Consider the following 4,944-nt stretch of genomic DNA (forward strand, 5'->3'; position numbering starts at 1 on the left):
TTGTACAAAGCACGACATCTGCGCCACGAATTTCTTTGCCCGACTCAAGCAATATCGAGGGATTGACCTTTGGTCACGCGGGGCGCGTTCGCGACGCGCTACGATAAGCGAGCCAAGAACTTTCTAGGAGCAATTTATCTGGCTGCTGCCGTAATCTGGCTTAATTGATGACACGCCCTAGATCATAAACGCCGAACCGGTGCAAGACCACTCAATTAGTTGACTTTGGTCAGTTCAGAGGATAATCAAGTTTTAGGGAGTGTTAGAGCATTTTGAGGGTCGATTTAGATGCGATTACCCTGCTATCAAGCCAGGGAAAAAATACTAGATCGGGTACTTTACCAATTTTTGATGAAGCATACTGAATGCTAGCTTTGGCGTAGTACCAACGTTTTAATGCATTCAGGGCTGTGCGAATTCCATTGATCCCAAATGAGCTAGGCTCTGGTCTTTGAAATTGAAAAACCTGGAATTGCTCTTGATAGTTAGGGCAGTTAAAGGCAACCCATTCAGTTAATTCTAATGGTTTTGGGCAGAAGGCTATTACTTGATGACCAAGCTCAAGTAACGTTTTGGTGAAAACCTTGAGGTATGTTGGACGATGTCCATTCCAATTTTCCTCAATGAGAGCAATGGTTTTCAAGGTGATAACCTCTTCAAATAATTATATCTGGCTACTAGCTATCAATACATACTAACTAAATAGATATCAGGGATCGTTATTTTACTTTGCCAGAGTTATTAATATACTCTCTCTAATCCTAATTTAAAGAAATACGGATTGCTATATAACTTTCTATAGTGATCTGATAGTGCTGTTGACGGATGCGATCGCATTCTAATCTTGTAACACCTGATGATATAAGTCCATATATCGCTGGGCTTGCAGTTCAAGGTTGTTGATTGCTGCTCTTAACTCCTGCTCGTGTTCCAACCTACCAGCTGCATAATTTTCATAGAAAAGCTTGGAAGTGAGTAGGAATGCTTACCAGTTTAATTCAAAACCCAGCTGTTCCCGTAGCGTGGGCGTAGCCCATAGGCTTACTACTTGAGAAATATTGCCTACTAACCCTTTCAGACATTATCTTTTAAATCGGGATAGTCTTCTATACTTGCTACGGGCATAAACTGAGCTTTTGCTTCAGCTGTAGCGTTTAAGTTCTAGGCTGCGGGGGCTGATAGCACCTCAAGTAGCGTGCGCGTAGCGCTAATCGCTGATAGCTGATAGCTGATAGCTGAATACTTACCTTAAACCTGTGCTTTGATCAAGAGCTCACATATTTCTCGAACCGCTCCTTGCCCACCTGCTAATTTGGTAACATACACAGCAGTGTCTTGGTTTTCTGGTATCCCATCAGCAACAGTTAGGGGACATCCTACAGCTTTCAGAACGGCTAAATCAATGATATCATCACCAACATAGGCGACTTGGGAAAGAGATAAACTTAACTGTTCACAGAGTTCTTTGAGGACAGCTAACTTATCTTCAACGGCAAAAAAACTGTACTTAATTCCTAGCTTTTGGACTCGATGTCGGGTTGCTCTAGAACTGCTATTGGTAATAACAGCTACCTCAATTTTAGTCTGTTGGAGTAGCTTGATTCCCATGCCATCTTTGACATTAAACTTTCTGAGTTCTTCACCGCTTTCTGTGTAGTAAAGTCCGCCATCGGTCATGACTCCATCTACATCTAGGGCTAGCAGTTTCACCTGGGATAAACGTGCTTGTAATTCAGTCTCAGGGATGTTATTCATAGCAAATTTATCCGCCAATTTTACCCAATTGTAGCGTCCAAAGCTGCACGAACATTCAGAATTCCCTTGAGGACATTTTCCAGTTCCGCCAATGGCACCATATTCGGACCATCACTAAGGGCGATGTCAGGATTTTGATGAATTTCCATGAACAGAGCATCAATGCCAACGGCAGCCGCAGCTCTGGCCAAATAGGGAACAAAGTGCCGCTGTCCACCAGATTGATCTCCCTTTCCTCCTGGCATTTGGACGCTATGAGTGGCATCAAAAACCACAGGATAACCTAACTCGCGCATCTGAGGGAGGGAGCGAAAGTCTACCACTAGGGTATTGTAACCAAAACTAGTACCCCGCTCAGTGAGTAAAATATTTTTGCCTCCCCCAGCTTCCAGTTTGGTGACCACATGCTTCATATCCCAAGGGGCAAGAAACTGACCTTTTTTGACATTAATTGCCCTACCTGTGGCAGCCGCAGCGATTAGCAAGTCAGTTTGGCGGCACAAAAAAGCTGGGATTTGCAGGACATCGACTACTTCAGCAACCGTTGCAGCTTGGTGACTTTCGTGGATATCGGTAAGCACTGGCACACCCACCTTCTGTTTAACTTTCTGGAGAATGTCTAGACCTGTGTCTAGGGTTTGTCCCCGAAAGGAGTTGATTGAAGTTCGATTGGCTTTGTCAAAGGAAGACTTGAAGATGAAAGGAATATTTAAGCGATCGCATACTTTATGGATCTCCTCTGCCATTTTTAAGGTAAAGTCTTCCGATTCAATCACACACGGACCACCAATCAGGGTGAGTGGGCAGCGATCGCCAATCGAGAGGGTATCAGTAATTTGGGTATGAGTCATAAGTTTTCCTGACTGTTGGTTCCTCAACACAGAAGCTTGGCTACTGCTTTTGGATTGAGAAAATCTATATATAAATTTGGCTTTGTTGCATGAATGATTAAGAGTCAAAATGCTCCCCCTCTCAGGAGCAGGGCTGTTTCATTATAGAGTAAAAAGGTGTATAGTGAAGCAATAGCCCGAAAAAATGGCATAATTTCCATTATATACCCAAATTATGGAGAAAAGCTTAATCGACTATCTTAAAGAAATACCTGATCATCGCAGTCCTCATGGTCAACGTCCGCCTCTATGGCTAGTGCTTCTAATTATCATTATGGGGATGATGAGTGGTTATTGGGGTTATCGACAATTGGGTAGATTTGTGGAACGCCACCGCACAGAATTAATTAGTAGACTGAAAATTCCTTGTGCTCGTGTTCCTTCTTATTCAGCAATCAGAAGGGTCATGATTAATTTAGATTACGAAGAACTCCAAATTGTATTTAATCAATGGAGTAAACAATATAGTATAATTCCATCTAATGAATGGATATCCCTGGATGGTAAAAGTATCAAAAATACCGTGAGTAACTACGATCAGGCGCAACAAAACTTTATCAACTGTGTTTCGGCTTTTGCTCATCAAAGAAGATTAGTTTTAGGGGTAAAAATGATGGAAAACAAACGGGAAAGCGAAATTCCCGTCGTTCGCGACTTAATTAACTTATTAGATTTAACTGGTTTTGAAGTTCCCGTAGAACAGTGGAGCCTTTATGGGCAGGGCTATTTCATTCTAATTGAGGAACTGATCTGATATTGAAGCCGTCTGTGATAGGGATCTTTAGATGTCTCAACCTGCCATTGTCGCAGCCAAAGCCTACCTGCCAGATAGTCGGCGCACTGCTTCGGCAGCGCCATAGTCAAGCCCAATGCCACCGCATTATTCACCCTGGCAGTTGCGGCGGGCAATCGAGGGTTTCTTGCCATTGGGGATTGGTTGAAAGCCTCAATACGATCAATTGGTTGCTTTATTTTCACCTCCTAAAGGACGCTTACCGTCCTACAGCACGATTCGACGGACGTTGCTACGGGTGGAATATCTGATGTATTCCGCCTGTTTATCTCGGTTTTTTGGGGTTCAACCCGGAGACGAAACCTTAGAATAAGGCAGCCTTTATGGTTGGTCGGCTATGGGTAAAGGGTTAAAACTTTATGATTAAGGCTGCCTTATTCTTGCGGTAACTTCTGACCCTGCCCGGAGAAACCATTGCCACCGATGGGCTTTGTGCTACGGGGGTCTTATGAAGCCATCAGCGATGACCCACAGGTGGATTCTCATCCGGCCATTATGCTGGTTACGGCTTACATTGTGGAACTTCGACTGATTCTGTGTCCCTATGAGGTGGATTCAAAGACGAATGAAATTACCGCCTTACCAGCATTTATCCAACAGATGGCTCTCAAGGGTGTGGTGTTCGCCTTTGATGCCATCAGCACCCAAAAAAACGGCTAAGGTCATCCTCGAGAGCGGGAACGATTACCAAGGGAGCACTCAAAGGAAACCAATCGAGGTTACTGAGTGCTGTCAAAGCTAACTTTCAAGCCCAACAGACCGTAAAGCAGATCAATAAGGGGCATGGTCGGATTGAAAAACGCACCGTCAGTAAAGCGTGATCAACTTGATGGTATACCTGATTTTCCCTCGGCTGAGCACCCTGATTCGAGTGGAGTGGTGAACGTCGAATCTATCGGGCTTCTCTGATTGAAGTTTCCCACGAAACTCGCGCTCTTTGTTGCCTCATTTATCGATACGGCTGACGCTTTTGCCAAACGGATTCGAGGCTATTGGGGAGTGGAGAACAAAGTGCATTATGTCCGTATCGGTAACTCAAGGGGAAGATGCTTCACGGATTCGTACCCCACCTCTGGTACAAATTTGGGCACTGGCACGCAACTTTGCCCTGAATTTATATCGGGACAATGGTTTTCAAAATATGGCTCAAGCCCAGCGTCGGGCTGGCTTTAGCCTTAACACACTCAAAAACCTATTTAGAATGAAATAGCCCTGCCTTTATGGGTGATCGGTTATGCAGAAAAGGGTTAAATCTTTTGTAATAAGGCTCCACTGTTCAAGGTTTCATCTCCGTAGTCTTTACTTTTGATGCTCTTCATTGTCAAAAAAAAACTCTGGCAGCTATCGTCGAGTCAGGGAATGACTATTTAGTTAAAGTCAAAAAAAATCAACCCGGAGACGAAACCTTAAAATAAGGCAGCCTTAATCATAAAGTTTTAACCCTTTTACCCATAGCCGACCAACCATAAAGGCTGCCTTATTTTTGCGGTAACTTCTGACCAAATT

7 protein-coding genes and 1 pseudogene are annotated in these 4,944 nt (G+C 43.8%); 5 read left to right on the forward strand and 3 right to left on the reverse strand.

Features of this window, described 5'->3' with window-relative positions; genetic code table 11:
- Nucleotides 1–262 precede the first annotated feature (262 nt).
- From F6J94_RS30130 to kdsA, 3 genes are all read right to left on the reverse strand, one after another.
- Nucleotides 263–643: a hypothetical protein gene (locus F6J94_RS30130; RefSeq protein WP_293047037.1), complete on the reverse strand. Its 381-nt coding sequence runs from the start codon at nucleotides 641–643 to the stop codon at nucleotides 263–265.
- 605 nt (nucleotides 644–1,248) lie between these two features.
- Nucleotides 1,249–1,755, reverse strand: a complete 507-nt coding sequence (locus F6J94_RS30135) for an HAD family hydrolase (protein WP_293047039.1) — start codon at nucleotides 1,753–1,755, stop codon at nucleotides 1,249–1,251.
- Between the two features lie 20 nt (nucleotides 1,756–1,775).
- Nucleotides 1,776–2,606, reverse strand: coding sequence for a 3-deoxy-8-phosphooctulonate synthase (kdsA, locus tag F6J94_RS30140; protein WP_293047041.1), 831 nt, complete (start codon nucleotides 2,604–2,606; stop codon nucleotides 1,776–1,778).
- 214 nt (nucleotides 2,607–2,820) lie between these two features.
- On the opposite strand from kdsA, the gene F6J94_RS30145 reads away from it, so the two are divergent.
- The 5 genes and pseudogenes from F6J94_RS30145 to F6J94_RS30165 form a co-directional block, all read left to right on the forward strand.
- Complete coding sequence (locus F6J94_RS30145) at nucleotides 2,821–3,399, forward strand: ISAs1 family transposase (RefSeq protein ID WP_293047043.1); 579 nt, start codon at nucleotides 2,821–2,823, stop codon at nucleotides 3,397–3,399.
- A 205-nt stretch (nucleotides 3,400–3,604) separates the two neighbouring features.
- Complete coding sequence (locus F6J94_RS30150; RefSeq protein ID WP_293047045.1) at nucleotides 3,605–3,751, forward strand: hypothetical protein; 147 nt, start codon at nucleotides 3,605–3,607, stop codon at nucleotides 3,749–3,751.
- A 101-nt stretch (nucleotides 3,752–3,852) separates the two neighbouring features.
- The gene (locus tag F6J94_RS30155; protein ID WP_293047047.1) at nucleotides 3,853–4,098 is read left to right on the forward strand and encodes a hypothetical protein; all 246 of its coding nucleotides are present in this window, start codon (nucleotides 3,853–3,855) and stop codon (nucleotides 4,096–4,098) included.
- A gap of 358 nt (nucleotides 4,099–4,456) precedes the next feature.
- Nucleotides 4,457–4,648 (forward strand): hypothetical protein, encoded by a 192-nt coding sequence (locus F6J94_RS30160; RefSeq protein WP_293047049.1) that lies wholly within the window; start codon nucleotides 4,457–4,459, stop codon nucleotides 4,646–4,648.
- Nucleotides 4,649–4,733: 85 nt separating this feature from the next.
- Nucleotides 4,734–4,829 (forward strand): annotated as a pseudogene (locus F6J94_RS30165) (ISAs1 family transposase); the annotation flags it as partial.
- Nucleotides 4,830–4,944 lie beyond the last annotated feature (115 nt).

It is taken from the genome of Moorena sp. SIO1F2 (assembly GCF_010672755.1).
In the GTDB taxonomy this organism is placed as follows: Bacteria; Cyanobacteriota; Cyanobacteriia; order Cyanobacteriales; family Coleofasciculaceae; genus Moorena.

What these genes read in the sequence shown, in the direction of transcription:
- F6J94_RS30135 (WP_293047039.1), bottom strand. Translation starts at nt 1,755, where the DNA reads ATGAATAACATCCCTGAGACTGAATTACAAGCACGTTTATCCCAGGTG.
- kdsA (WP_293047041.1), bottom strand. Translation starts at nt 2,606, where the DNA reads ATGACTCATACCCAAATTACTGATACCCTCTCGATTGGCGATCGCTGC.
- F6J94_RS30145 (WP_293047043.1), top strand. Translation starts at nt 2,821, where the DNA reads ATGGAGAAAAGCTTAATCGACTATCTTAAAGAAATACCTGATCATCGC.
- F6J94_RS30160 (WP_293047049.1), top strand. Translation starts at nt 4,457, where the DNA reads ATGTCCGTATCGGTAACTCAAGGGGAAGATGCTTCACGGATTCGTACC.